Genomic DNA, 21277 nt, shown 5'->3' on the forward strand with positions numbered 1-21277 from the left:
ATTCGGTCGTGCGCGGCCATCTTTGCAGGAGAGGACGAGACCCACCCATGACGACTGTCGAGGTGCCCCACGGCTCACGCTCGGTGATCCTCACCGTGTCCGCCGTCGTCGAGGAGACCGCCGACACGCGGTCGATCGTGTTCGCCGTCCCGGACGAGCTGCGCGACAAATTCGCCTACCGGCCCGGCCAGTTCCTCACCCTGCGCATCCCGAGCGACCGGACGGGCTCGGTGGCCCGCTGCTACTCGCTCGCGAGCTCGCCGTTCACCGACGACGCCCCCAAGGTCACCGTCAAGCGCACCTCCGACGGCTACGGATCCAACTGGCTGTGCGACAACATCGCGGCCGGACAGACCCTCGAGGTGCTCCCTCCCGCGGGCGTCTTCACCCCGAAGTCGCTCGACCACGACTTCCTGCTGTTCGGCGCCGGCAGCGGCATCACCCCGGTGATCTCGATCCTCAAGTCCGCGCTCACCCAGGGCGGCGGCACGGTGGTGCTGGTCTACGCCAACCGCGACGAGAAGTCCGTCATCTTCGCCGAGGAGCTGCGGGCTCTCGCGGAGAAGTACCCGACGCGCCTGACCGTCGTGCACTGGCTCGAGTCCGTCCAGGGTCTGCCCACCGCCGACCAGCTCGCGGCGATCGCAACGCCCTACGAGTCGTACGAGGCGTTCATGTGCGGCCCCGGACCGTTCATGGACACGGTCCACCAGGCACTGAACACCGTGGGCATGCCCCGCGCCCGCGTGCACGCCGAGGTCTTCAACTCGCTGTCGGGCGACCCGTTCGCCGACCAGGCGCCGGTCGAGGTCAGCGACGAGGACGCCGCCGACGCCGCGACCGTCGAGGTCGAACTCGACGGCGAGGTCCACAAGCTCTCGTGGCCGCGTACGCAGACCCTCGTCGACATCATGCTCGCGAAGGGCATCGACGTGCCGTATTCGTGTCAGGAGGGCGAATGCGGGTCGTGCGCGTGCACCGTGCTCGAGGGCAAGGTCGAGATGGAGAACTGCGACGTGCTCGACCCCGAGGACATCGAGGCGGGCTACATCCTCGGTTGCCAGGCCCGGCCGGTGACCGACCACCTCAAGATCGAGTTCTGAGCCGGCGGGTTCACGCCCCGCTGATCCCGTTCTCTGCGGAAGTGCCCGGCCCCTACGAACGGGCGGGGACGGGCACTTCCCGCATCCCGGCGGAGTCGGGCTTCGGCTTTCGCACGAGCACGCCGACCCCGGCCACGAGCGCCAGCACGGCGACGACCACGCCGTAGCCGACGGCGGTGGACATCAGGCCGAACGATCCGGCCGCCGCCCCGGCGGCCATCGCGGGCACCGAGAACGCGAAGTAGCAGACGACGAAGGTCGTTGCGAATATCCGGCCGCGCTCGTGGGGTCGGCCGAGCGAGCCGACCACGCCCATGGCCGCGACGAAGGTCGAACCCCAGCCGAAGCCGGCGACCGCGGTACCCGCGTAGTACGCCGCGACCCATCCCGTGAGGAGCGCGGTGATCACCGCGGCCAGTCCCGTCGCGAGCAACACGGCCCCGAGGATCACGATGCGATGGGGGTCGCGGCGGGCCGTGGTGGTCGCCGCGACCGTGCCCGCCGTGAACAGCGTGCCGATCGCCAGACCCGCGGCGAGGCGGTTGTCGATACCGAATACCGAGTCGACGATCGAGGGCCCCAGCGACATGTACAGCCCGCCGAGTGCCCACGCCGACATCAGACTGGGCAGGATGAGCAGATAGCGACCCCGGACCTCACGGGGCACCGACGCGCTCGGCACCAGGCTCCGCAGGGCGTCGCGTCGCGACGGGAAACCCACCGACGGCGAGGTCTCCGGCACGAAGATCAGCGCGATCGCCAGCACGACGGCGAGAACGCCGACGACCGCATAGCTCAGGACCGTGGGGAGTGGCGCGAACTGTACGAGGACGCCGGCTCCCGCCGCGCCGAGCGCGAGGCCGAGCGACGGCGCCGCGGTGTTGATCAGCGGACCGATGTGCCTGTTCGGCTGCATCTCGATCACGGCCGCCGCCAGCGCGCTCGTCGCTGCGCCCACCGCGAGACCCTGCAGGATCCGCGCGACGATCAGCCACCCCACCCCCGGGGAGGCGATGAAGACCACCATGCTCGCCGCGAGCAACAGCAGGGCCGTCACGATCACGGGTCTGCGCCCGACGTGGTCGGACAGCGACCCCACCGTCACGAGCGCCGCGAGCAGTGCGAGCACGTAGACCGCGAACACCACCGTGAGCATCGCCGCGGAGAACCCCCACATCTGCTGGTAGACGGGATACAGCGGTGACGGTGCCGACGACGACGCGGTGAGGGTGAACGCTCCCAGGCCGACCACGGCGAAACCGAACGAGCGGATACGGCCGCGGGGCTGGACGGGAGCAGTCATCGAACCTCCAGAAGGTGATCGGCGCGTTCCACGCGAGAGACGAACGGCGTGTCCCACGCGGAAACGAACGAGCGCCTCCGCGCGAATTGGTGAACACCCCTTCACCAACATACTTCGCTCGACGAAGTATTCCTCCGGCCATCCACCCGACGGCTCGGACACTCAGAGGGAGGTGGCGTCCTCGACGTCCTCGTCCCGCATGTCGCCGGGCGCCGCGAGCAGGGCGCGACCGGCAGCGAAGACCGTCGCTGCCAGCGGCAACTCTCCGGGCACACCGCTGCGGAAGACTTCGACACGGCCCGAACCCGAGGCGGGTCGCCCGAGCGCATCGATCCGGCGCAGCGTCTGCCGTGCGACGGCCTCGGCGCTGTCGAACAGGCGCACTCCGGCCGGCAGGTGTTCGATGATGGTGTCGGCGACAAGCGGATAGTGGGTGCAACCGAGAACCACACCCTGGACATCCCGAGGGGTGCGCTCGGCCGCGGAGGCGACCGCTGCGGCGACGGCCACCCGATCACCCGCATCGATGGCGTCGGCAAGTCCGTGACACGCCACGCCGACGACCTCGGACCCGTTCGCGAACTGGTCGATCAGATTCGCCTGGTACCTGCTCGCGGTGGTCGCCGCGGTGGCCCAGATCGCCACCGAATCGCACGCCGCGGCCGCGGGCTTGACCGCGGGGACCGTGCCCACCACGGGCACCGCCGGACCGAGATCGGCCCGGACGTGTTCGAGGGCGGTCACCGATGCGGTGTTGCATGGGAGCACGACCACCTCGGCGCCCCGGGCGACGGCGCGACGGGCGGTGGTGACGACCCGGTCGATCACCCAGTCCGGAGACTTCGGGCCCCACGGGGCGCCGTCGGGATCCGTCGACAACATGAGGTCGAGATCGGGACGCAACCGTCGCAGCCACGCGGACGTCGGCAACAGCCCGAGACCCGAGTCGATGAGCGCAACGATCACCCTACGAATCTAGCGGGTCGCGCACGGCCGGCCCGACGGCGGTCGTTCCGGCGCGCAGCTCACTCCCCTAGACCGCCGCCGTGAGCAGTTCGTCGATCGGGGCGCCCGCAGCGATCTTCGCGCGCGACTTCATGACCAGCGCGGGCAGGCCGCCGCCCACAGCGCCGACGAACCTGCCGTCGCGCTCGTAGTACGCGAGGAACTTGCGGCCGTCGTCGCGCACGACGTGCACCGTGTCGTCGGCGGTGACCGCACCGAGGCCCTGGATCTTGATGTCGTACTGGTCGCTCCAGAAGTAGGGCACCTGTGCGGCGGCCCCGGCCTCGACGCCCATGATGGTCTTCGCCAGGACGGATGCCTGCTCGCCGGCGTTCGTCCAGTGCTCGATGCGCCTGCGCCCACCGGCCGGTACCTGCCAGGACGCGACATCGCCGACGGCCCACACGTGCGGGGTGGAAGTGCGGCCCGTGCCGTCGCACACGACACCGTTCTCGACTTCGACACCCGATCCCTCGAGCCACTCGGTGGCCGGGATCGAACCGATGCCCAGCACGACGAGGTCGACGTCGATCTCGCTGCCGTCGCCGAGGACGGCGGAGGTGACACGGCCGTCGCCGAGGACGGCGGAGGTGACACGGCCGTCGCCGCGGATCTCCGACAATCCGACGCCGGCACGCACGTCGACGCCCTCGGCGGTGTGCAGGCGGGTGACCAGAGCACCGACCTCGGCACCGAGCACCGATGCGAGCGGGGTGGGCTGCGGTTCGACCAGCACGACCTCCACCTCGCGCGCCCGCAGGCTCGCCGCGACCTCGCACCCGATGAACCCGGCACCGACGACGAGCGCGCGGGCACCCGGAACGATCGCCTCGCGCAGGGCGCGGCTGTCCTCGAGCGACCGCAGGACGTGGACCCCCGCCAGATCCGGCAGACCGGGGATGCGGCGGGGCCGCAGACCCGTGGCGACGACGAGTTCGTCGTAGCCGAGTTCGGTGCCGTCGCTGAGCGTGAGGATGCGCGACGCGGTGTCGACCGAGCGAGCCGCGGCACCGAGCATCAACTCGATGCGGTTGTCGCCGAAGAACTCGCTCGGCCGAAGAGTCGTGTCGTCGCGGTCGCCGCGCAGGACCTCCTTCGACAGGGGCGGGCGGTCGTAGGGCAGGTGCGTCTCGTCGCCGACGAGCACGAGTTCGCCCTCGTATCCGGCCCGGCGCAGCTCTTCGGCGGTACGCACCGCCGCCAGGCCGGCGCCCACGACCACGACGCGCTCCGGCGTACTCTCGGTCTCCCGCTCGTTCGACACCCTCGGCCCATCCTTCGCTTCGTCTGTTGTGACACGCATGCGCGTTCCGCGCGGTAGTGATGCATCCCACTCCGCGTCCCACGTTCTTACCAAACAGCGACGACGGGTGACAGACCTACGTCGGCCGTTAGAGTTCGAGGCACCGTGAGGACAATGGGATCCAGCACAGGATCGAGCACGGAACACGACCGGTACACCTACCTGGGAGCCCCTCATGACCAGCGACAGCGGCGCAGGTATCAGCCGCATACAGTTCGGCGCCGGAACCTCCTCCGGATCCGCCGACCCGCAGGGCCGCACGATCATCGCGGACGCGGTGGTGGCCAAGATCGCGGGGCTCGCGACCCGCGAGATCAGCGGCGTCATCGAGGTGGGCGCCGGCACCGCCCGCGTCGTGGGCGCACTGCGCGACCGCATCCCCGGTGCGCGCATCAACCACGGACAGGGTGTCGCCGTCGAGGTCGGTGAACGTCAGGCCGCGATCGACATCGGCATCGTCGCCGAATACGGCGTCGCGCTGCACGAACTCGCCGTCGCCATCCGGCACAACGTCATCGCTGCGGTCGAACGCATGACGGGACTCGAGGTCACCGAGGTCAACATCACGGTCTTCGACGTGATGCTCCACGAAGAGGCCGCGGCCCTCACCGACGACGCCAAACCCCGCGTGCAGTGAACCCCGGATCAGCAGCGCAGGCGAATGCGGCCGACCTGGTGGCGAACGCCGCGCTGTCCGTTCCCGGCGTCGTGGGTCTGCACCGCGGCGCATTCGGGGAGATCGCCACCTATCTGCCCGGCCGACGGGTCGAAGGTGTGCGGCTGACCGATCAGCTGTGCGCGGTGCACATCGTCGTGCGGATCCCCGCCGATCTCCCGGCCGTCGCCGACGCCGTCCGCGTCCGGGTGTCCCCGCTGGTGGACGTCCCCGTCCAAGTGACCATCGAAGATGTCCACGCCGGTGAACGAGAAGGAGCCCCATCGTGAACCACACACCCGTCAGCAACACCGTCGTCGGACTCCTCGCGGGGCTGCTCCTGGCCCTCGCCGGCATCATCGGCGGGTTCAGCGGTCTGCTGTTCGCCGTGCTGCTCGGCGCGCTCGGTGCCGCGATCGGCGCCCATCGCGACGGCCACCTCGACCTCGGCGCCCTGTTGAGGAGTCGGGGCCGTGGCTGATCCCACCGCGTCCGACGTCGGGACATCCGACGACACCGGGACCGGGGTCGTTCCCCCGGGCGAACGCGGCAGCCTTGTCGTCAAGGACCGTGCGATCGAACGCATCGCCGCGGCTGCCGCGCTCGGCGTTCCCGGTGTGGTGCGGCACAGCGGAGGTGGGATCCTGCGTCTCACCGGCCGCGACCTGCCCCGGGCCGACGTCACCACCGGCGCGAAGGCCGTCGCGGTGAATCTCTACATCGCCGCCGAATGGCCGTACGACGCGGCGATGCTCACCCGCCGGGTCCACGACGCGGTCGAACGCCAGCTGAACGACCTGACGGGCATGCGGATCAGCGAACTCAACGTGCTCATCGTCGCGACCGCGCTCGTCGAGGACGGCGAGACCGACGAGGCGCAGCCACCCGTCGAGTACCTGGAATCCGACATCGTCGCGGCGCGGACCACTCCGCATCCCGACATCCCCACCGTCGCTCCCCTGCCACCGCTGGCGCCGCCCGCGGCCGCACCCGCCGCCGCGATCGTGGCGATCGCGGCGCTCGCCCTGTCGTTCGTCGCCGCCCGGGAACTGCTCATCGTCAACGGGACGTACGGCGGTGCCCCGTGGCTGCGCAACTCCTTCGAGTGGTTCGGCCGTCTGCACTGGCACACCTGGCTCGCACCCGTCGCGGGCGTCTGCCTCGTCCTCGGGATCGTCCTGATCGTCGTCGCCCTCAAACCCCGCCGCCGGACGCATGTGCCGCTGCAGGTCGCGGGGCCGGTGCCCACGGTGTGGATGCGGCGCACGGACGTCGCACGCATGTGCAGCGCCCACGCGTCCGCGCTCACCGGCGTGCGCACGGCCCGCACGGTCGTCGACCGTCGCCGTGCCGTGGTGCGCATCTCGATCGAGGACGAGACACCGGTCGACGAGATCACCGCGTCCGTGCGCGGCGCGGTCGCCCCGAACCTCGCGGCGCTCGCCGACCCCGTCGAACTCGTGGTGGAGGTGGCGCGGTGAAACTCCGTACCGTGCTGGCGAATCGGCTCGTCACCTTCCTGGCGGGCCTCGCCCTCGCCGGTGCCGGCGCATTCGCCCTGGCGTGGGTGTGGCAGGTTCCCCTAGCTCGAGAGCAACTCTCGCGTCTCGACCGTCCCCGCGTGACCGACGTCCCGGACCAGTCGTGGTGGACACCGGCCCTGTGGTCGGTCTTCGCGGGCGGACTCGTGCTCGGCATCGCGTTGCTCGCTGTCAACCTGTCGCGCCGGCGCACGTCGACCGTGCAGCTCTACGACCAGGTCACCGACGCCACCCTCGGTGTCGAACTCGGTCCCGTCGTCGACGGTGTGGCAGCCGAACTCGCCGCCCTGCCGGGCGTGCGGGCCGTGCGCGGACGCGCGGTCGTCGAACGCCACCTGCCGACGCTCTCGGTGGTGGTGCACGCCGACCCGACCATCGATGTCACCGAGCTGACGGAAGCCGCGGAGGATGCCGCCCAGCGGGTCGCGCGCGCTCTCGGCGGGGCGCACGTGGCGACGCAGGTCCTGGTACATCTCGACCCGGCTGTGGATGTCCACTGAGCCCATCCACCGCGGGCCGGAACCCATCCGGCCCGGGGTGGCTCAGCTTCGGGCCGCGTCCACGAGGTCGTGCTCGACGCTGTAGTCCACGCGCATCCGGTCCATCGCCACGTCGCGCACCTTGTACGCCCGCTGCGTGGTGCGTTCGAGGTCCGGATAGCGGAATTCCTGGACGCGGTCGACGAGCGCGAGCAGCGGCCCGACGCGTCCGAGGACGTGCTTGAGCGGGCTGTCGGGGATGTGCAGGGCGTCGGCGTCGGCGTCGCCGATGAACACCCGCTGCAGCGAGTGCATCACCGTGCGGGCGACCGTCGTCCGGATCGGTGCGGTGCCCGGCAGCAGGTTGGCCAGCTCCGGGACGAGATACTGCTCGGTCAGCGCGGTGACGAAATCCCGGTCCTCGTCGCTGGGGCCGGGCGAGGTGAGCCGGTACAGGTCCTCGACCGCGATGTGATCGCGTTCGGTGCGCAGGCCCAGTTCCTCGCCCATCCCGATCACGTGCCCGACGTAGCGCCACAGGTGGTAGATGTCGTCGAGTTCGCGATCGGTGAAGCGCACCCCGAGGATCTGCATCGCCTCGACCGCGATGTGCCCGAACTCGGCCATCGTGAGCGCCATGTACGACTGCGGGATCGGCACTCCCCAGGCGTCCTCGTCCCACACCCCGCTCGCGAGAATGCCCTTGCGCACGTGGGCGTGGATCAGGCGCACCCGCACCGTGAACGCGAATCCGCCTCCGTCGCGGCGCATTCCGCCGCGAGTGAGGACGTGCCGTAACCACTCCCCGACCTCGACCGACCGCACGGCCGGCTGACTCACATAGCGGCCCGTCAGTGCGAGAGGCTTTCCGGCGATGAAGTTTCCGGCACCGCGCAGCAGCGAGGCAGCACCGAGCACCATGCCGAGGATCGGCGTGTGCCGAACGAGCGCGTCGGCGGCGTTGTCGATGCGGTCGTGGTCTACCCAGGCGGGTTCGTCGTCGAGGAAGGCGAACAGCTCTCGCAGGGATTCGGGTGCGTCGGGGACCGCCTCGACACCGTGGGTGAGTGCGACGCGCACGGCAGCCGTCGCGGAGTTCGGACCGAAGTCGTCGTTCACCACGGCGTCGGCCGGCGGGTCGGCCTGCCACATGCCGTCGAGCCAGCGCTCGCCGAGATCTGCGTATCGGCGCACCGCAAGGTCGGCGTTGACGAGATCACGTGGGATGTGTCGCTCCATGCATCCATGGAAACACGAGGAATCCTCACTTACTATTCACTTTTCATGAGCTCCCCGCGCGGCAACAGAACCGCAGGCAGAATCCCTCGGAAGCGTCCTGTGCAGCAGCGAAGTCACGACACCCGCAAGTTGCTCCTCATCTCTGCGTACGAGTTGCTCGAGCGCAGCCCCACCGCGCGGATCAGCACCACGGCACTCGCCGAGCACGCCCACGTGAGCATCGGGACGGTCTACCGATACTTCCCCGACGTCGACGCCGTGCTCGACGAACTCCGCATGACCGCCGTCCACGCGATCACCACCTCGCTGTCCACCGCCATCGGGCGGGCGATGGACCAGCAGCCGGAGGACGCCATGGCGACGGTCGTGGAAAGCCTCACCGCCGCGTTCGAGAAACACGCCGCGGTGCTCCGGGTGTCGTACACCTCCGAGGAGATCGAGTTCGGACTCGCGTGGGCCGAGGTCGAAGGTCCGCTGCGGCCGCTCGGACGCATCATCCCGGCGCGGCTGCGACCCGATCTCGACGACGCAGCACTCGACGATCTCGTGTTCATCGTGATGGGAGCGACGGCGAGCCTGTGTTCACGGATCGCCCTCTTGCGGCCCCGGAGATCCGATCGGACCCGGATGATCGCGGTGACGGCGCGGATGCTCCTCGCCGCGATCGAGAGCGCCTGACGCACGGCGCATCGTGTACGGCGCGCTCATCTCCGGGTTCGAAAACAGACCCGACGTCCTGCCGAACGGCACATACTGATCACTGTCGTTCTCACACCGTCGTCTCGACCGAGGAGAGTGCTGTGCGTCGACTACCGATCGTGTTGTCCGCCGTGATCCTCACCGTCGCGGCCGCCTGCGGCAACGACACCTCGAGCGAATCACCGCTCGCCGCAACGTCCGAAGCGACCGCGACCGATGCGACCGCTACCGGCGCGGCGCCCGCCGACGAATTCCAGGACGTGCTCGACCGCGTCCGCGAGGAAGTCGGCTTTCCGGGAGTCGTTGCGCGCGTGGTCACCCCGGAATACGAGTGGACCGGTTCGTCCGGCACGATCGGTGCGGATCGATCGGAGGAACCCGGCCCGGACGACCACACCCGCATCGGCAGCATCACGAAGACGATGACGATCACCGCTCTACTGCAACTGGCGGAGGACGACCGCCTGTCGCTGGAGGATCCGATCGGCCGCTATGTGCCGGGCCTGCCGAACGGCGACGTCGCCACCCTGGGTCAGCTGGCCTCGATGGTGAGCGGCATCCCCAGCTACACCTTCGACGAGGAATTCCAGCAGCAACTCTTCGACGATACGGAGGCACCGTGGACCCCGGACGAACTCCTCGACTACGTACGCGGTGACGCACCGAACTTCGCTCCCGGGGAGCGGTTCGAGTACTCCAACACCAACACGATCGCGCTCGGGCTGGTCGTCGAGCAGGTTTCCGGGCAGAGCCTGCACGAGTACTTCCGGGCGAACATCTTCGAGCCCCTGGGCATGGCCGACACCGTCATGCCCACCGACGCGGCCATCGCGTCACCGCACCTGTACGGGATCACCGAACAGGGACAGCCGGACGGGCAGACGGCCGATGCGACCGGTTGGAACCCGTCGTGGGGATGGTCGGCCGGCGCGGTGATCTCCACCGTCGACGACCTCGAACTGTGGGGCACGGCCCTCGGGACGGGCGAGGGCATCCTCTCCCCCGAGATGCAGCAGCTCCGTCTCGACTCGTTCCTGTTCGACGTCCCCGGTGCGACCGACACGCGCGCCTACGGCCTCGGGCTCGGTATCGAGAACGGCTGGCTCGGCCACACGGGCGAACTCCCCGGTTTCAACACCTACGTGGGATATCTGCCCGAGCGCCGGGCCGTGGTCGTCGCCGCCGTGAACAGCGACATCCCGACGGCCGACGGGGAGGAACCGGTGACCCCCGTGGCAAACCAGCTGAAGGAGATCGTCGGCTGATCGCTTGTGATCCAGAAACGTCGAACGGCGCCCACCCGGAGGGTGGACGCCGTTCGAGCGTCAGTGAGGACTAGCTCACTTGATGATCCCGTAGGCGGTGCCTACTTGATGATCTTCGTGACGCGACCGGCGCCGACGGTGCGGCCACCCTCGCGGATCGCGAAGCGGAGGCCCTCGTCCATGGCGACCGGCTGGATCAGCTTGACGGACATCTCGGTGTTGTCACCGGGCATGACCATCTCGGTGCCCTCGGGGAGGGTCACAACGCCCGTCACGTCCGTGGTACGGAAGTAGAACTGCGGGCGGTAGTTGTTGAAGAACGGCGTGTGGCGGCCGCCCTCCTCCTTGTTGAGGATGTAGGCCTGGCCCTCGAACTCCGTGTGGGGAGTCGTGGTGCCCGGCTTGACGACGACCTGGCCACGCTCGACGTCCTCGCGCTTGATGCCGCGGACGAGGAGACCGACGTTGTCGCCGGCCTGGCCCTGGTCGAGCAGCTTGCGGAACATCTCGATGCCGGTGACCGTGGTCTTGGTCGAATCGGGGCGGATGCCGACGATCTCGACCTCTTCGTTGACGTTGATCACGCCACGCTCGATACGGCCGGTGACGACGGTGCCACGACCCGTGATGGTGAAGACGTCCTCGACGGGCATGAGGAACGGCTTGTCGGTCTCACGGACCGGGTCCGGGATGGAGTCGTCGACGGCCTGCATGAGGTCCTCGACCGACTTGACCCACTTCGGGTCGCCCTCGAGAGCCTTGAGAGCGGAGATCGGGACGACCGGAGCGTTCTCGTCGAACTCCTGCGAAGCGAGGAGCTCGCGCACCTCCATCTCGACGAGCTCGAGGATTTCCTCGTCGTCGACCATGTCGGCCTTGTTCAGGGCGACGAGGATGTAGGGAACGCCGACCTGGCGAGCGAGCAGCACGTGCTCACGCGTCTGGGGCATCGGGCCGTCGGTGGCCGCCACGACCAGGATCGCGCCGTCCATCTGGGCGGCACCGGTGATCATGTTCTTGATGTAGTCCGCGTGACCCGGGGCGTCGACGTGCGCGTAGTGGCGCTTGTCGGTCTGGTACTCGACGTGGGAGATGTTGATCGTGATACCACGAGCCTTCTCCTCAGGTGCCTTGTCGATCTGATCGAAAGCGAAGCTCTCGTTCAGGTCGGGGAACTTGTCGGCAAGCACCTTGGTGATCGCAGCCGTGGTGGTGGTCTTGCCGTGGTCGACGTGACCGATGGTGCCGATGTTCACGTGCGGCTTGGTCCGCTCGAACTTCGCCTTCGCCACTGGATGTCCTCCTGGACTGTTGTTGCTTGCTGTATGCAGCAGTGCGGTTTGTATTACTTGGTCGTGCAGGTGACCGAGGGATAACCCGGAGGCTACTCGCCGGTCGCCTTGGCGATGATTTCCTTCGCGACGTTCGAGGGAACCTCTGCGTAGGAATCGAACACCATGGAGAAGTTCGCACGACCCTGGGTCTTCGACCGCAGATCGCCGATGTAACCGAACATCTCCGAGAGCGGAACCAGCGCCTTCACGACACGGGCACCACTGCGTTCCTCCATGGCCTGGATCTGGCCACGGCGGGAGTTCAGGTCGCCGATCACTTCACCCATGTAGTCCTCGGGCGTGGTGACCTCGACCGCCATGAGGGGCTCGAGGATCACCGGGGCGGCCTTGCGGGCCGCTTCCTTCAGCGCCTGCGAACCGGCGATCTTGAACGCCATTTCGGACGAGTCGACGTCGTGGTACGCACCGTCGATGAGGGTGACCTTCAGGTTCACCAGCGGGTAGCCGGCGAGCACGCCGTACTGCATGGCGTCCTGGGCACCCGCGTCGACCGACGGGATGTACTCGCGCGGGATGCGACCGCCGGTGACCTTGTTCTCGAACTCGTAGGTCGCGCCGTCCTCGCCGACGAACGGCGAGAGGCCGATGATGACCTTTGCGAACTGGCCCGAGCCACCGGTCTGCTTCTTGTGCGTGAACTCGAGCTTCTCGACCGGCTTGGTGATCGTCTCGCGGTACGCGACCTGCGGCTTGCCGACGTTGGCCTCGACCTTGAACTCGCGACGCATGCGGTCGACGAGGATGTCGAGGTGGAGCTCGCCCATGCCGCCGATGACGGTCTGGCCGGTCTCGTCGTCGAGTTCGACGGAGAAGGTCGGGTCCTCTTCGGCGAGCTTCTGGATGGCCGTCGACAGCTTCTCCTGGTCGGCCTTCGACTTCGGCTCGATGGAGACCTGGATGACCGGGTCCGGGAAGGTCATGGACTCGAGCACGATCGGGGCGTCCTGCGCGCACAGGGTGTCGCCGGTCGTGGTGTCCTTCAGGCCGATCATCGCGTAGATGTGGCCGGCCACGGCCTCGTCGACCGGGTTCTCCTTGTTGGCGTGCATCTGGAACAGCTTGCCGATGCGCTCCTTCTTGCCCTTGGTCGAGTTGAGCACCTGGGTGCCCGAGTCGATCCGGCCGGAGTACACGCGGACGAAGGTCAGCTTGCCGAAGAAGGGGTGCGCGGCGATCTTGAAAGCGAGCGCGGAGAACGGCTCGTCCTTCGAGGGCTTACGACGCATCTCCTCTTCTTCGTTACCGACCTGGTGGCCGATGACGTCGCCGATGTCGAGCGGGTTCGGGAGGTAGTCGATGACCGCGTCGAGCATGGGCTGGATGCCCTTGTTCTTGAAGGCAGAGCCGCACAGCACCGGGTACAGCTCGGAGGCGACCGTCATCTTGCGGATGGCAGCCTTGATCTCGGCGACGGTGAGCTCCTCGCCGCCGAAGTACTTCTCCATGAGCTCTTCGTCGGACTCGGCGACCGTCTCGAGCAGCTTCTCGCGGTACTCGGCAGCCTTGTCGGCGAGATCGGCCGGGATCTCCTCGATGGTCGGCTCGGCACCGATCTCGGTGACGCCGCGCCAGGTGATGGCCTTCATCTCGACGAGGTCGACGACGCCGTCGAAGGCATCCTCGGCACCGATCGGGAGCTGGAGGACGAGCGGCTTCGCGCCCAGACGATCGATGATCGTCTGCACGGTGAAGTAGAAGTCCGCGCCCATCTTGTCCATCTTGTTGACGAAGCAGATGCGCGGAACGTCGTACTTGGCAGCCTGGCGCCAGACCTGCTCGGACTGGGGCTCGACGCCCTCCTTGCCGTCGAACACGGCGACTGCGCCGTCGAGGACGCGCAGCGACCGCTCGACCTCGACCGTGAAGTCGACGTGGCCGGGGGTGTCGATGATGTTGATCTGGTTCTTGTTCCAGAAGCAGGTCACAGCAGCGGAGGTGATGGTGATACCACGCTCCTTCTCCTGCTCCATCCAGTCGGTGGTCGAGGCACCGTCGTGCGTCTCACCGATCTTGTAGTTGACACCGGTGTAGAAGAGGATGCGCTCGGTGGTGGTGGTCTTGCCGGCATCGATGTGCGCCATGATGCCGATGTTGCGGACCTTGTTCAGGTCGGTCAGCACTTCCTGTGCCACAGGTAACCCCGCTCGTAGCTCGTGTCGGTCCTTGGGTGCGGACCACATGTTCTTGTGTTGTCAGCCGGCCTTTACGGGACCGACACAGTTGTGCGAGCAGCCGACCGGGAGGTCCGTGATGACGGCATCTCCCGGTCGGCGACGACTCACCAGCGGTAGTGCGCGAACGCCTTGTTGGCTTCAGCCATCTTGTGCGTGTCCTCGCGGCGCTTCACGGAGGCGCCGAGGCCGTTGCTCGCGTCGAGGAGCTCGTTGGCGAGCCGCTCGACCATGGTCTTCTCGCGACGCTGACGCGAGAACGTCACCAGCCAGCGCAGCGCGAGCGTGGTGGAACGACCGGGGCGAACCTCGACCGGCACCTGGTAGGTGGCACCACCGACGCGACGGCTGCGGACCTCGAGGGCGGGCTTGACGTTGTCGAGCGCGCGCTTGAGGGTGACGACCGGATCGGTACCGGTCTTCTCGCGAGCCTGCTCGAGCGCCTGGTAGACGATGCGCTCGGCGGTGGACTTCTTGCCGTCCAGCAGGATCTTGTTGACCAGCTGGGTGACCAGCGGCGAACCGTAGACCGGATCGGCGATCAGCGGGCGCTTGGGAGCGGGACCCTTACGTGGCATCAGCCCTTCTCCTTCTTCGCTCCGTAGCGGCTGCGGGCCTGCTTGCGGTTCTTGACACCCTGGGTGTCGAGCGAGCCGCGGATGATCTTGTAGCGCACACCCGGGAGGTCCTTCACACGACCGCCACGCACGAGCACCATCGAGTGCTCCTGGAGGTTGTGGCCCTCACCGGGGATGTAGGCGGTGACCTCGACCTGGGAGGTCAGGCGCACACGGGCGACCTTACGGAGAGCCGAGTTCGGCTTCTTCGGGGTGGTGGTGTACACGCGAGTGCACACACCGCGACGCTGGGGGCTGCCCTTGAGCGCCGCGCTCTTGACCTTGGCGGCCTTGTCGCGGCGGCCCTTGCGGACCAGCTGATTGATGGTTGGCATTAACCGGCTTTCTTCGTTGTCTGAAGCTGCTCACTTCGAGCAACCTCGGCTGTTCTGAAATTAGGGATCCATCGGTTGGGGCAAGAAAGCTGCTGCCCCGCACTCGCCCCTCGCGTGCACACGAGGTCGGGTGTGTCGCGTACCCCCACACAGGCAGCCGGGGGCTCGTTCCTGCAGATATCTACAGACCACGCGCACGGCACTACCTCGCATAGGCACACAGACCGGCCCGGGCATGCCGGACACGACCCACAACGATACCCGGCGTGCGCGCATGAGGTCAAAGTGAGGAGCGCGCACCCTCCCGAGGATCCGCACACACCGTCAACTGCTGAGGTTCAGTGTGAGCCGGGCCAACGTAGCAGCAGCTTCACACGGGTCCGCTCCCCCGGAGGTGTACTGCACCCACCAGCCGAAGATGCCGGTCGTCGACGCCCCGGAACTGACCCCGCACGACAGCGGATCGCCGGGTCGGCGCATCTGCAGTGCCCGCCGGCCCTCGATGGTCGTGTTCTCGATCTCGTAGCCGAGCCCCTCGGCGGCGGCGCGTTCGTGGTCGAGGGAACCGGTCTCGAACCAGTTGAAGGTGACCTTCACTACTCCAGTGGGCCCCTCGCCGTCCCAGCGGCAGATCGCACCGAAGAACCCGCGATAGACGTAGTCCGCGCCCACGGCCTCGGCGATCTTCTCGTCGGCGACCGCATCGCACTCGGTGAGCAGCCGGGTGAACTCGGCGCCCGTGCCGCCGCCGATCCCCTCCGGGACGGCCCGCCCCTCGATGGTGCGGGTACATCCGGTGAGCAGAGCACCCGTCGTGAGGACGGTCGCGAGTGCGGCACCCCAGCGGCGGGCGTTCACTTCTGCACCCTTTCCACACTCGTGGTGGCCAGTCCGCGAGCGACGACGCAGGCGTCGGCCACGGGCGTGAGGTTCGAGTACGAGACCGACCAGTGGACGAAGTCGCCGCCGAACTCCACGCCGATCTCGCACAGCGTCGTCTGCCCCAGCTCGTTCTGATAGGACCCCATGAAACCCGACCGTCCCCCGATCTCGACGTCGGCGGCGGGCCGGCCGATGAGATCGGAGCCGGCGCGTTCGCGGCCGATGGGACTTCCCCGGTACCACGAGAAGCTCACGCTGGGGCCGCCGACGTAGATCTCCCACTCGCAGCCCACCGAGTTGCGCGTCACCGTCGTGAAACTGCCGAGACCGAAAGCCGCCGCCACCTCGTCGTCGGACATCGCGCCGCACTCGTCGAACAGCGGGCCGGGGTCGGTGACAGACGCGGTCGGCGAGGTCTCGACCTGTCCGGCGTCGTCGGAGTTCCCGCACGCCGCCGCACCGAGACCCATGAGACCGACCGTCGCCACGGCAGCCGCCGTCCTTCCGATGCGCGGGAGAGGCATGGCGGGAAGACTACCGAGCCGGGCCCACCTGTGTGCGACGACTCGAGGACTCCCGGAGCACCTCGTCGAGCTGCGCGGCCCAGTGACGGACGATCTCCCGCCGGCGGGCCGAGTCGTCCGTCAGCACGTCGGCCAGGCCGAGGCCGCGCGCGAGATCCAGGGTCGCCTGCACCGTCCGGTGCACGACCGGGTCGGTGTCGTCGGCACCGAGCTGCTCGACGGCCACCGCGTGCGAGACACGGCCGAACTTCTCCTCGAGCGGCAGGAGCATCTCGCGCAGAGCCGGATCGGCCGCCGCGGCCGTCCACACCTGCAGGGCGGCCTTGAACATGTTGCCGGTGCATTGGTCGACGATGCGCTCGACCACCGCCTCCGTGCGGCCGACGCCCTCGGGCACGTCGAACGGTTCGGTGCGGACCCGCTCGATGCGACTGTCGAACATGAACTCGAGCGATGCGGTGATGAGATCCTCCCGGGTCGGGAAGTGATGCTGGGCGGCCCCGCGCGACACTCCTGCCCGCTCGGCGACCACACTCACCGTGGTTGCGGCCCAACCGGATTCGACGAGGCAGTCGATCGTCGCCTCGAGCAGTCGCCGCCGCGTGGCGCGGCTGCGGTCCTGCTTCGGTTCTCGCGCCATCGGGACTCCTGTTCCTGCCTGTCCTGTCACGACCCCGTGGTCACGACCGTTCCGTCACGACTGATCTTCCGCCGAACGGGTATTCGTGCGACCCCGAGACCGTACGCAAAGGTCATCATCCGTACACTCGTATAACAGGTCGGGGGGAAAGGGGAGCACCACGTGGCGACCACCGTCAGGCGCGAGGACTACTTCGACGCCGCGCTGGCCATCCTGGCCACCAACGACCATGCCGGACTCAAGCAGGCACGGTTGTGCAGTCACCTCGAGGTGACGACCGGCTCGTTCTACAACTATTTCGAGAGCTGGGCGCAGTTCAAGACCGAATTCCTCCAGCACTGGCTCGAGAGCCAGACGCTCCAGCTCGCCGCCGCGGCGCGCCTCGAGGGTTCGATGACCCGGCGGCTCCGGTTGCTCGTCGAATTCGCGTGCAGCCTCCCCCACTCCGCCGAGTCCGCCATCCGCGGTTGGTCGCACAGCGACTCCGGCGTCCACGAGGTGCAGAGCGAGGTCGACGACCTGCGGTACGCGGTGGTGGCCGAAGCGGTGGCCCAGTACCTCGGTTCGAGGGACCAGGCCGAGCGGTTCGCGCGGCTGGCCCTGTACACGCTCGTGGGCTACCAGCAGACCGTGCCGCTGCAGGACGTGAGCTCGTTGCGGTGGTCCCTCGCCTATCTGCTGGGGACGCTGCTCCCAGCGGAGGAGGCGACCGGTCTCTTCCCGCCGGATTCCTTCCCGCCGAACATCGGAACCTCCGGGTTCGCGGTGTCGAACCCCGAAACCTCGAACCCGGAAGCATCCGACTCGGAAGCGTCGGCCTAGTACGACTTCGGCAGGCCCAGCGAGTGCTGGGCCACGAAGTTGAGGATCATCTCCCGGCTGACCGGCGCCACGCGTGCGATGCGCGCGGCGCCGAGCATCGCCGCGAGGCCGTACTCCCGAGTGAGGCCGGCACCGCCGTGGGTCTGGATCGCCTGGTCCAGCGAGGCGATCGCAGCCTCACCCGCGGCGTACTTGGCCATGTTCGCGGCCTCGGCGGCCCCGAAGTCGTCGCCGCTGTCGTAGAGGACGGCGGCCTTCTGCATCATGAGCTTGGCGAGTTCGAGCTCGATCCGGCGCTGCGCCAGCGGGTGCGCGATGCCCTGGTGCGCACCGATGGGCTGCTTCCAGACGGTCCGCTCGTTGGCGTAGCGCACCGCGGCGTCGAGGGCGTACCGGCCCATACCCACTGCCATCGCCGCGCCCATGATCCGTTCGGGGTTCAGTCCGGCGAACAGCTGCATGAGCGCGGCCTCCGGCTCACCGACGAGTGCGTCGGCGGGAAGTCGGACGTCGTCGAAGAACAGGGAGAACTGGTAGTCCGGCTCGAGGATGTCCATCTCCATGGGCGTCTTCGTGAAGCCCGGGGCATCGGTCGGCACGATGAACAGGGCCGGACGGAGCTTGCCGGTCTTCGCGTCCTCGGTGCGGGAGACGACGAGCACGGCGTCGGCCTGGTCGACACCGGAGATGTAGACCTTGCTGCCGGAGAGGATCCAGTCGTCACCGTCGCGGCGCGCGATCGTGGTGATGTTGTGCGAGTTGGATCCGGCGTCGGCCTCGGTGATGCCGAAGGCCATGATGCAAGAGCCGTCGGCGAGGCCGGGCAGCCATTCCTGCTTCTGAGCGTCGGTGCCGTACTTGGAGATGATGGTGCCGCAGATCGCCGGTGAAACCACGACGAGCAGCAGCCCGGCGCCCTTCGCGGAGAGCTCCTCCTGCACCAGCGCGAGTTCGTAGATGCCGGCGCCGCCGCCTCCGTACTGCTCCGGAAGGTTCACGCCGAGGAAGCCGAGCTTGGCCGCCTCCGCCCACAATTCGGTGAGCGGCTCGTGCGCGCGCGACTTGGGAAGTACGTAGTCGACGTAGTTGTAGCGCTCGGCCAGAGCCGCCACCGCAGCGCGTAGTTCCTTCTGTTCTTCGGTCTCGATGATGCTCACGGGGATGCCTTCCGGGTCGGGTGAGAGGACGCGCGGCCGTGGACGGTCGCATGAGGGAACAGGTGGGTCAGGCGCCGTAACCCAGCCGCTTGGCGGCGAGTTCGGTGAGGATCTCTGTGGTGCCACCACCGATGCCGAGGATGCGCATGTCGCGGTACTGCCGTTCGACCTCCGATTCGGCCATGTACCCGAGGCCGCCGAACAACTGAACCGCCTGGTCGGCGACCCATTCGCCGGCCTCGACCGCGGTGTTCTTCGCGAAACACACCTCGGCGATCAGGTCGGTCTCTCCCGCCACGGCGCGCTCGGTGACGTGCCGCGTGTAGACGCGCGCGACGTCGACGCGACGCGCCATCTCGGACAGGGTGCGCTGCACGGCCTGGCGGGTGATCAGCGGCCGGCCGAAGGTCTCGCGGTCGCGGCACCACGCGACGGTCAGGTCCAGGCACCGCTGCGCACCCGAATAGGCCTGGGCGGCGAGGGCGATCCGCTCGGAGACGAAACCCTGTGCGATCTGCCAGAATCCGGTGTTCTCCGCGCCGACGAGGTTGGTGACCGGTACGCGGACGTCGGCGAAGGACAACTCGGCGGTGTCCGACGCGCGCCATCCCATCTTGTCGAGCTTGCGGGAGACGGTGAAACCCGTTGTGCCCTTCTCGATCACGAGCAACGAGACTCCCCCGGCGCCGGGACCTCCGGTGCGGACGGCGGTGACCACGAAGTCGGCGCGGCATCCCGAGGTGATGTAGGTCTTCGCGCCGTTGACGACGTAGTGGTCGCCGTCGCGCACCGCGGTGGTGGTCAGATGACCGACGTCCGATCCGCCGCCCGGTTCGGTGATCGCGAGGGACCCGACGAGTTCGCCTGCGAGAGTGGGCCGTACCCACTTGTCGATCTGATCGGGATCGCCGGCCGCGATGAGGTGCGGCAGGGCGATGCCGCACGTGAACAGTGATGCGAACGCGCCGCCCGAGGCCCCCGCCTCGTGGAACGCCTCGCACACGGTGAGCGTGTCGGCGCCGTCGCCACCGGAACCGCCGACCTCCTCGGGGAATCCGGCGCCGAGCAGGCCGATCTTCGCGGCCTCGACGTGCAGTTCGCGGGGCAGTTCGCCGGCGCGCTCCCAGTCGTCGAGGTGGGGCAGGATCTCACGCTTCACGAAACCGGTGACGGTCTCGCGGAGGGCGAGACGCTCGGGGGTGGTCCACATGCTCACGGTGTCTCCGATGGTGTTTTCGGTCGAGGATGGTGTTTCGGTCGAAGATGTTTCGGCCGGAGGTGTCTCGACTGTGGGGCGGGCGGTCTCAGGTGGCGGACGAGCCGGGCTCGCGCCCGGCGCCGGGGGCACCGGCGAAGGCCTGCGCGAGGCCGAGCCATTCCTCCGCGTCCGGGCCGTCGGCGACGAGGGCGGTGTCGTCGCGGTGGATGCGCTGGGTGACGAGCAGGCAGAAGTCCAGGGCCGGGCCGGTGACCGACTGCGCGGCGTCCTCCGGACCCCATTCCCAGCTGTCCCCGTCGGGGGCGGTAAGCACGACGCGGAACGGCTCGGCCGGGGGCTTCCGGTCGCGGATGACGTACGCGAAGTCGCGCGTCCGCACCCCCAGGTGCGCGACGTTCTTCAGGCGCGCGGTGGGCGTGCGGGTGACACCGAGGGCGTCGGCGACGTCACCCCCGTGCGCCCAGGTCTCCATGAGCCGCGCGGTCGCCATCGACGCCGGCGACATCGGCGGTCCGAACCACAGGATCTTCGTACCCCGCGGGAGTTCGGCGAGCGCGTCGGCGAGTTCGCGGCGGGTGTCGCGCCAGTCGGCGAGCAACTCCGCGGGCGGCCGCCCCGCCTGTTCCTCGGCACCGATGTCGACGAATCCCAGCGGGTCGCCGAATGCCGCTTCGACCATCTTCACGAAGGCGTCCGGGTCGCGCACGGCGGTGAGCGCCGCCCGGTCGGTCCACAACAGGTGACCGATCTGGTGAGCGATGGTCCAGCCCTCCGCCGGGGTGGGCAGTGCCCAACTCTCGTCGGGCAGGGTCGCGACGAGAGCGTCGAGATCGTCGCCCTCCGCGCGGAGATCGTCGAGCACGATGTACAGATCGGACATGCGGCAAGCGTCACACGCCACAGCCCCAAAATCAAGCACGTGTGATTGTTTTTTGCGGCAGGCGTCGTTCGTGCTCGTCGGAC

Annotated in this window: 23 protein-coding genes; 9 read left to right on the forward strand and 14 right to left on the reverse strand. The window is 68.3% G+C overall.

Translation table 11 applies throughout. From position 1 onward, the window contains the following. The first annotated feature begins 47 nt into the window (after positions 1 to 47). Positions 48 to 1103 (forward strand): ferredoxin--NADP reductase, encoded by a 1056-nt coding sequence (locus tag QR64_RS12055; protein WP_019291258.1) that lies wholly within the window; start codon positions 48 to 50, stop codon positions 1101 to 1103. 52 nt (positions 1104 to 1155) lie between these two features. On the opposite strand, the gene QR64_RS12060 is transcribed toward QR64_RS12055, so the two are convergent. The 3 genes from QR64_RS12060 to QR64_RS12070 all read right to left on the reverse strand — a co-directional run bounded on the left by QR64_RS12060 (position 1156) and on the right by QR64_RS12070 (position 4675). Further along, entirely contained in the window at positions 1156 to 2406 is a 1251-nt protein-coding gene (locus tag QR64_RS12060; protein WP_024101657.1) for an MFS transporter, read from the reverse strand. 162 nt (positions 2407 to 2568) lie between these two features. After that, positions 2569 to 3372, reverse strand: coding sequence for a glutamate racemase (locus QR64_RS12065; RefSeq protein WP_006552244.1), 804 nt, complete (start codon positions 3370 to 3372; stop codon positions 2569 to 2571). A gap of 67 nt (positions 3373 to 3439) precedes the next feature. After that, complete coding sequence (locus QR64_RS12070; RefSeq protein WP_039585347.1) at positions 3440 to 4675, reverse strand: NAD(P)/FAD-dependent oxidoreductase; 1236 nt, start codon at positions 4673 to 4675, stop codon at positions 3440 to 3442. A 214-nt stretch (positions 4676 to 4889) separates the two neighbouring features. Between QR64_RS12070 and QR64_RS12075 the strand changes: the two genes are divergently transcribed. From QR64_RS12075 to QR64_RS12095, 5 genes are read left to right on the forward strand one after another with little or no spacing between them, the layout of a single operon-like run. Further along, complete coding sequence (locus QR64_RS12075) at positions 4890 to 5351, forward strand: Asp23/Gls24 family envelope stress response protein (RefSeq protein ID WP_006552246.1); 462 nt, start codon at positions 4890 to 4892, stop codon at positions 5349 to 5351. Then, positions 5348 to 5659 (forward strand): hypothetical protein, encoded by a 312-nt coding sequence (locus tag QR64_RS12080; protein WP_039585349.1) that lies wholly within the window; start codon positions 5348 to 5350, stop codon positions 5657 to 5659. Before QR64_RS12075 ends, QR64_RS12080 begins: the two co-directional genes overlap by 4 nt. Beyond that, a complete protein-coding gene (locus QR64_RS12085) occupies positions 5656 to 5850 on the forward strand; it encodes a hypothetical protein (RefSeq protein ID WP_006552248.1) in 195 nt (64 codons plus the stop codon). The genes QR64_RS12080 and QR64_RS12085 overlap by 4 nt, the downstream gene beginning before the upstream one ends. Further along, positions 5843 to 6850, forward strand: coding sequence for a DUF6286 domain-containing Asp23/Gls24 family envelope stress response protein (locus QR64_RS12090; RefSeq protein WP_006552249.1), 1008 nt, complete (start codon positions 5843 to 5845; stop codon positions 6848 to 6850). Before QR64_RS12085 ends, QR64_RS12090 begins: the two co-directional genes overlap by 8 nt. Further along, on the forward strand, positions 6847 to 7410 hold the full coding sequence (locus tag QR64_RS12095) for a hypothetical protein (RefSeq protein WP_006552251.1): 564 nt from the start codon (positions 6847 to 6849) through the stop codon (positions 7408 to 7410). Before QR64_RS12090 ends, QR64_RS12095 begins: the two co-directional genes overlap by 4 nt. A 42-nt stretch (positions 7411 to 7452) precedes the next feature. Here QR64_RS12095 and QR64_RS12100 read toward each other — a convergent pair whose 3' ends face one another. Further along, entirely contained in the window at positions 7453 to 8628 is a 1176-nt protein-coding gene (locus QR64_RS12100; RefSeq protein ID WP_039585351.1) for an oxygenase MpaB family protein, read from the reverse strand. Between the two features lie 99 nt (positions 8629 to 8727). Between QR64_RS12100 and QR64_RS12105 the strand changes: the two genes are divergently transcribed. Both QR64_RS12105 and QR64_RS12110 read left to right on the forward strand, forming a co-directional pair. Continuing rightward, the gene (locus QR64_RS12105) at positions 8728 to 9306 is read left to right on the forward strand and encodes a TetR/AcrR family transcriptional regulator (RefSeq protein WP_006552253.1); all 579 of its coding nucleotides are present in this window, start codon (positions 8728 to 8730) and stop codon (positions 9304 to 9306) included. A gap of 122 nt (positions 9307 to 9428) precedes the next feature. Continuing rightward, positions 9429 to 10592, forward strand: a complete 1164-nt coding sequence (locus QR64_RS12110) for a serine hydrolase domain-containing protein (RefSeq protein WP_039585353.1) — start codon at positions 9429 to 9431, stop codon at positions 10590 to 10592. 101 nt (positions 10593 to 10693) lie between these two features. On the opposite strand, the gene tuf is transcribed toward QR64_RS12110, so the two are convergent. The 7 genes from tuf to QR64_RS12145 all read right to left on the reverse strand — a co-directional run bounded on the left by tuf (position 10694) and on the right by QR64_RS12145 (position 17116). Then, on the reverse strand, positions 10694 to 11884 hold the full coding sequence (tuf, locus tag QR64_RS12115; RefSeq protein WP_006552255.1) for an elongation factor Tu: 1191 nt from the start codon (positions 11882 to 11884) through the stop codon (positions 10694 to 10696). Between the two features lie 92 nt (positions 11885 to 11976). Beyond that, complete coding sequence (fusA, locus tag QR64_RS12120; protein ID WP_039585355.1) at positions 11977 to 14079, reverse strand: elongation factor G; 2103 nt, start codon at positions 14077 to 14079, stop codon at positions 11977 to 11979. Between the two features lie 146 nt (positions 14080 to 14225). Then, complete coding sequence (gene rpsG, locus QR64_RS12125) at positions 14226 to 14696, reverse strand: 30S ribosomal protein S7 (protein ID WP_006552257.1); 471 nt, start codon at positions 14694 to 14696, stop codon at positions 14226 to 14228. Further along, on the reverse strand, positions 14696 to 15070 hold the full coding sequence (gene rpsL / locus QR64_RS12130) for a 30S ribosomal protein S12 (protein ID WP_006552258.1): 375 nt from the start codon (positions 15068 to 15070) through the stop codon (positions 14696 to 14698). The genes rpsG and rpsL overlap by 1 nt, the downstream gene beginning before the upstream one ends. A 324-nt stretch (positions 15071 to 15394) precedes the next feature. Further along, positions 15395 to 15928, reverse strand: a complete 534-nt coding sequence (locus QR64_RS12135) for a DUF3558 domain-containing protein (protein WP_006552259.1) — start codon at positions 15926 to 15928, stop codon at positions 15395 to 15397. After that, positions 15925 to 16476, reverse strand: a complete 552-nt coding sequence (locus tag QR64_RS12140) for a DUF3558 domain-containing protein (RefSeq protein ID WP_051121622.1) — start codon at positions 16474 to 16476, stop codon at positions 15925 to 15927. Before QR64_RS12140 ends, QR64_RS12135 begins: the two co-directional genes overlap by 4 nt. A 10-nt stretch (positions 16477 to 16486) precedes the next feature. Further along, complete coding sequence (locus QR64_RS12145; protein WP_019291249.1) at positions 16487 to 17116, reverse strand: TetR/AcrR family transcriptional regulator; 630 nt, start codon at positions 17114 to 17116, stop codon at positions 16487 to 16489. Positions 17117 to 17278: 162 nt separating this feature from the next. On the opposite strand from QR64_RS12145, the gene QR64_RS12150 reads away from it, so the two are divergent. After that, positions 17279 to 17938: a TetR/AcrR family transcriptional regulator gene (locus tag QR64_RS12150; RefSeq protein ID WP_019291248.1), complete on the forward strand. Its 660-nt coding sequence runs from the start codon at positions 17279 to 17281 to the stop codon at positions 17936 to 17938. Here QR64_RS12150 and QR64_RS12155 read toward each other — a convergent pair. The 3 genes from QR64_RS12155 to QR64_RS12165 all read right to left on the reverse strand — a co-directional run bounded on the left by QR64_RS12155 (position 17935) and on the right by QR64_RS12165 (position 21194). Further along, on the reverse strand, positions 17935 to 19095 hold the full coding sequence (locus QR64_RS12155; protein ID WP_006552263.1) for an acyl-CoA dehydrogenase family protein: 1161 nt from the start codon (positions 19093 to 19095) through the stop codon (positions 17935 to 17937). The genes QR64_RS12150 and QR64_RS12155 overlap by 4 nt on opposite strands. A gap of 67 nt (positions 19096 to 19162) precedes the next feature. Next, positions 19163 to 20311, reverse strand: coding sequence for an acyl-CoA dehydrogenase family protein (locus QR64_RS12160; RefSeq protein WP_037218035.1), 1149 nt, complete (start codon positions 20309 to 20311; stop codon positions 19163 to 19165). Positions 20312 to 20399: 88 nt separating this feature from the next. Continuing rightward, positions 20400 to 21194, reverse strand: coding sequence for a TIGR03084 family metal-binding protein (locus QR64_RS12165; protein ID WP_039585357.1), 795 nt, complete (start codon positions 21192 to 21194; stop codon positions 20400 to 20402). Between the last annotated feature and the right edge of the window lie 83 nt (positions 21195 to 21277).

Source organism: Rhodococcus sp. Chr-9 (assembly GCF_000801125.1).
GTDB classification, from domain to species: Bacteria; Actinomycetota; Actinomycetes; order Mycobacteriales; family Mycobacteriaceae; genus Rhodococcus; species Rhodococcus pyridinivorans.

Excerpts from the sequence above, each read along its gene's own strand:
- QR64_RS12055 (WP_019291258.1), top strand. The coding sequence starts at position 48 with ATGACGACTGTCGAGGTGCCCCACGGCTCACGCTCGGTGATCCTCACC.
- QR64_RS12060 (WP_024101657.1), bottom strand. The coding sequence starts at position 2,406 with ATGACTGCTCCCGTCCAGCCCCGCGGCCGTATCCGCTCGTTCGGTTTC.
- QR64_RS12075 (WP_006552246.1), top strand. The coding sequence starts at position 4,890 with ATGACCAGCGACAGCGGCGCAGGTATCAGCCGCATACAGTTCGGCGCC.
- QR64_RS12100 (WP_039585351.1), bottom strand. The coding sequence starts at position 8,628 with ATGGAGCGACACATCCCACGTGATCTCGTCAACGCCGACCTTGCGGTG.
- rpsG (WP_006552257.1), bottom strand. The coding sequence starts at position 14,696 with ATGCCACGTAAGGGTCCCGCTCCCAAGCGCCCGCTGATCGCCGATCCG.
- rpsL (WP_006552258.1), bottom strand. The coding sequence starts at position 15,070 with ATGCCAACCATCAATCAGCTGGTCCGCAAGGGCCGCCGCGACAAGGCC.
- QR64_RS12140 (WP_051121622.1), bottom strand. The coding sequence starts at position 16,476 with ATGCCTCTCCCGCGCATCGGAAGGACGGCGGCTGCCGTGGCGACGGTC.
- QR64_RS12145 (WP_019291249.1), bottom strand. The coding sequence starts at position 17,116 with ATGGCGCGAGAACCGAAGCAGGACCGCAGCCGCGCCACGCGGCGGCGA.
- QR64_RS12165 (WP_039585357.1), bottom strand. The coding sequence starts at position 21,194 with ATGTCCGATCTGTACATCGTGCTCGACGATCTCCGCGCGGAGGGCGAC.